The 3791-nt window shown below is 50.0% G+C and carries 3 protein-coding genes; all 3 read left to right on the forward strand.

The window, feature by feature from the left end:
* Positions 1–620: 620 nt before the first annotated feature.
* Positions 621–1757 carry a TIGR03118 family protein gene (locus MGMO_RS15650; protein WP_023496040.1) on the forward strand — a complete coding sequence of 379 codons (1137 nt, stop codon included), beginning with the start codon at positions 621–623 and terminating at the stop codon, positions 1755–1757.
* An 87-nt stretch (positions 1758–1844) separates the two neighbouring features.
* A complete protein-coding gene (locus tag MGMO_RS15655) occupies positions 1845–3317 on the forward strand; it encodes a PQQ-dependent sugar dehydrogenase (protein WP_023496041.1) in 1473 nt (490 codons plus the stop codon).
* 103 nt (positions 3318–3420) lie between these two features.
* On the forward strand, positions 3421–3791 hold a 371-nt coding region (locus MGMO_RS15660; RefSeq protein WP_036308371.1), incomplete at its 3' end, for a transposase-like zinc-binding domain-containing protein.

Raw genomic sequence — 3791 nt, forward strand, 5'->3', positions numbered from 1 at the left:
CACGTGCACCGCCGCCGTGCCCACCACCGCCATGCCCGCCACCGCGAGCCCAAGCAGCGCTGCTGGAAATGGCCCATAGCAGCACGAAAACGAAGCAGGCCGTCGAATTCACTTTCATCGTTCTCTCCAGACCAAACTTGTGAGATTCAAAAAAATCTTAATCCAAAGAAATATTATCAAATAAGCACTTTAGATTTTATCGATATAAATACAAAAATTTAGACAGTTTAGGTGCTTAAATTATTCATAATTCTTAAAAAATAATTTTTGCAAGCAACTCTTAACAAGTTGATTCCGTCCATTGTTCTTCAATCTCACCCTAAATGGAGCCAGGCTCATTCTGCTGTTCGTGCTATAGCATTATTACCCGTAAGACTAGGATATTGCCACCGTACCAAAAAACAGGGGGTAATATCACTTTTAACTATTCCAAAATCAAAGTAAGCCTTATTGTAAAAAGAAAACTAACAATAAGATTCGATATCACATTGAACCATAAACACCAATCTCCGATAAGCCATTAATTAATCTAAGTTATTTTAAAAAAAGCTTGAACTTGCGCCTAATAACCGAATCAATTGGGGACAGGATAATTTCCTGTGTTTTTTTGGAGGATTGATATGTTAAATAAAACCTTAAAGAAACTCAGCCTGTCTTTGATACTAGCACTACTATTCTCGGCGACTCCCCAAATGTCGTATGCGGAGCATCAGGGCTACACGGTTCATAATCTAGTCTCAAATATATCGGGCATGGCGGATCAAACGGATGCGGATCTGGTCAATGCTTGGGGAATTGCCTTTAACCCCGATGGGTTTGTTTGGGTAAACGATAACGGCACCGGTAAAGCCACCCTGTATGACGGGGACGGTAAAAAGCAAGACTTGATCGTGACTATTCCAGGCCCGACTACCGGTGGGCCGTCTAAACCTACAGGGATTGTATTCTTTGGCGGCAACGGAAAATTCCTTATTAGTAACAATCCAAGCCGATTTATTTTTGCAACAGAAGGCGGTACGATTTCAGGTTGGGCACCCGTGCAAGGGTCGCCGCCTCCGACTGTTTCCACTCAAATGGTAAATAATTCGGCCAGCGGGGCTATTTATAAAGGTTTAGCGCTAAACACAGACGGCATCCGCTACCTGCTCTATGCCACCGATTTCCATCATGCTAGAGTGGATGTTTTTGATGACGCGTTTCACCCAGTGACGTTGGATTCGACAGCATTCAAAGACCCTAAAATTAAACCCGGCTTCGCGCCATTTGGGATTCAGGCGATCAATGGTGTCGTTTTTGTGACCTATGCCAAACAAGATGACCCAGCCGATGCCCATGATGATGTGCATGGCCCTGGGCTGGGCTATGTCAATGCTTTTGACGCGAGCGGCCATCTGCTCCAACGTGTCGCATCGGGCGGCAAATTGAATGCACCATGGGGCTTAGCGATGGCGCCCGCCAATTTCGGTCGGTTCAGCAATCGGTTGCTGGTAGGCAATTTTGGTGATGGCAGCGTTATTGCCTATAGCATCACGCACCATCATCATAACGGGTCAAGGCTGCTTCAACCCAACGGCGCTCCGTTAAAAATCGACGGCTTATGGGGTCTCAACTTTGGTAATGGCTTAAAGAATCAAGCGACGAATGCCTTGTTTTTTACGGCAGGGCCCAATGATGAAACCGACGGTTTATATGGCAAAATTGAGGCGGTTTCCGATCAACACCTGAGTGATGATGCCCAAGACAGGGACGACAGATAAGGGATTAGTTTACCCAAAGGCTGGCAACCCTGTGACAGGGTTAACCAGCAATTGGCCCTTGACTTAACTGTTAAAAAGGTGACCATCATGACACATAAACTTAATTCAACATTGGCTTTTTGCCTTTTATCCGCATCCTTCTCCGCTTATGCGTTGGGGCCGAGAGTTCCAGACCCGATCCCGACTGTAATCACGAAGGGTATTGTACCCATCGGCCTCAAGACGGTGGCAAAGGGTTTTGTCGCGCCGGTGACGGCAACCTTCGCCCCTAATGACAGGAACCACCTCTTTGTGGCAGAACAGAACGGTAAAATCTGGTCAATCCAAGTCAGCGATGACCAAGGGGGCGCTAAACGCTTGTTCGCTAACCTCGGCGGTTTAGGGCTGAACTTGGGATGTTTTGGAATCAACTACGATGAGCGCGGCTTGTTTGGGCTGGCCTTCCACCCCAATTACCGGAGAAATGGCTTGGTCTATACCTACCAATCCCGACCCCACGCGGGTAGCGCGGGCGATTGCAGCGTCTCTGGCATACCTGACCACGACAATGTGGTCACCGAGTGGAAAGTAAAAAAACCGGGCAGCAACAAGGCGAAAATTGACCTGTCCAGTGGCCGGGAAGTGCTCAGGGAGGCGCACCCGCAATTCAACCACAACGGCGGTGAGCTGCGTTTCGGGCCAGACGGTATGCTCTATATTTCAATTGGGGACGGCGGCAATGCCGATGACCAAGGCCCCGGACATTCGCTTCCGAACGGCAACGCCCAGGACCTTTCCAACTTGAACGGCAAGATTCTCAGGGTCGACCCGATGCCTGGGTCGGGTTTGCCAGGCTACAGGATTCCCGGCGACAACCCGTTCGTCAACACGGCTGGCGCTCGTGGTGAAATATGGGCGTATGGCTTCCGTAACCCTTATAAGATGTCCTTCGACGGAAGTACCGGCAAGTTATACGTGGCTGATGTCGGGCAAAACGATGTCGAGGAAATCGATAGTGTAGAACGGGGCGGCAACTATGGTTGGCCCGTCAAGGAAGGCACATTCGCGTTCGACCAGAATGGGACGGCAGATGGTTTCGTTACCGCTGACGTAATATCGGGATTTGTCGATCCAATAGCCGAGCACGACCATTGCATACCCCCGGCCAATCTTGTCGGCCCATGCCCACAGAAAGAAGGGGTCGCCATAGTAGGCGGGTTCGTCTATCGTGGCAAGGCGATCAAGAATCTGCGCGGCCTCTATGTCTTTGGCAACTATTCCACTGACTTCTCCACCAGCGATGGACGCTTGCTCTACCTTGACAACCAGAACCAGGTGAAAGAATTCCGAATCGACGGCAAAGCAAGACTTGGGATGAGTGTGCTTGATATCGGCCAGGATGCCCGTGGCGAGTTGTACGTACTGGGCAAATCCGGTGCCACGGCAAGCAATATAGGCATCACGGATCCCAGGAATAAGAGCGGTGCCATACGCAAGCTCGTCCCCCATAAATCATCTGAAAGTGGAAAAGGGACGGCAAACCCTAAACCAATGAACACAACCCCGACGGGCCCATACTGAAAAATCGGAGGGTGGGCATAAAATTTCTGTTAAATATTCGGCATTGTTAATAAAGTATAGATACTGGTATGATATGCGTTTTTTAGAGTAGAGAGGATGCGCCATGAATTGCCCCCAATGTGGTTCAACAGATTGCACCAAAGATGGCATAGTGAAAGGCAAGCAGCGCCATAAGTGCAAGTCGTGCGGATACCGGCACACCGTCCGGCAGCGCGGGATAGACGCGGCGACCAAGCGCGAAGCCCTGCAATTGTACCTTGAAGGCCTGGGTTTCCGCTCCATTGGACGGTCCCTGAAATGCAGCCACGTTGCCGTGTACAACTGGATCAGGGCGCACGGCGAGTCCATCGGGGCCATCCGCTCGGCGGCCGGCGTTGAGGTGGTTGAAATGGACGAGATGCACACTTACATAGGTTCCAAAAAAACTATTGCTGGATCTGGATTGCTGTTGATCGAAATGGGCGGCGGTTCCTC

It is taken from the genome of Methyloglobulus morosus KoM1, from assembly GCF_000496735.2.
Classification (GTDB): Bacteria; Pseudomonadota; Gammaproteobacteria; order Methylococcales; family Methylomonadaceae; genus Methyloglobulus; species Methyloglobulus morosus.

Bases quoted from the DNA above. Each gene is read 5' to 3' on its own strand.
- MGMO_RS15650 (WP_023496040.1), top strand. From the start codon at position 621: ATGTTAAATAAAACCTTAAAGAAACTCAGCCTGTCTTTGATACTAGCA.
- MGMO_RS15655 (WP_023496041.1), top strand. From the start codon at position 1,845: ATGACACATAAACTTAATTCAACATTGGCTTTTTGCCTTTTATCCGCA.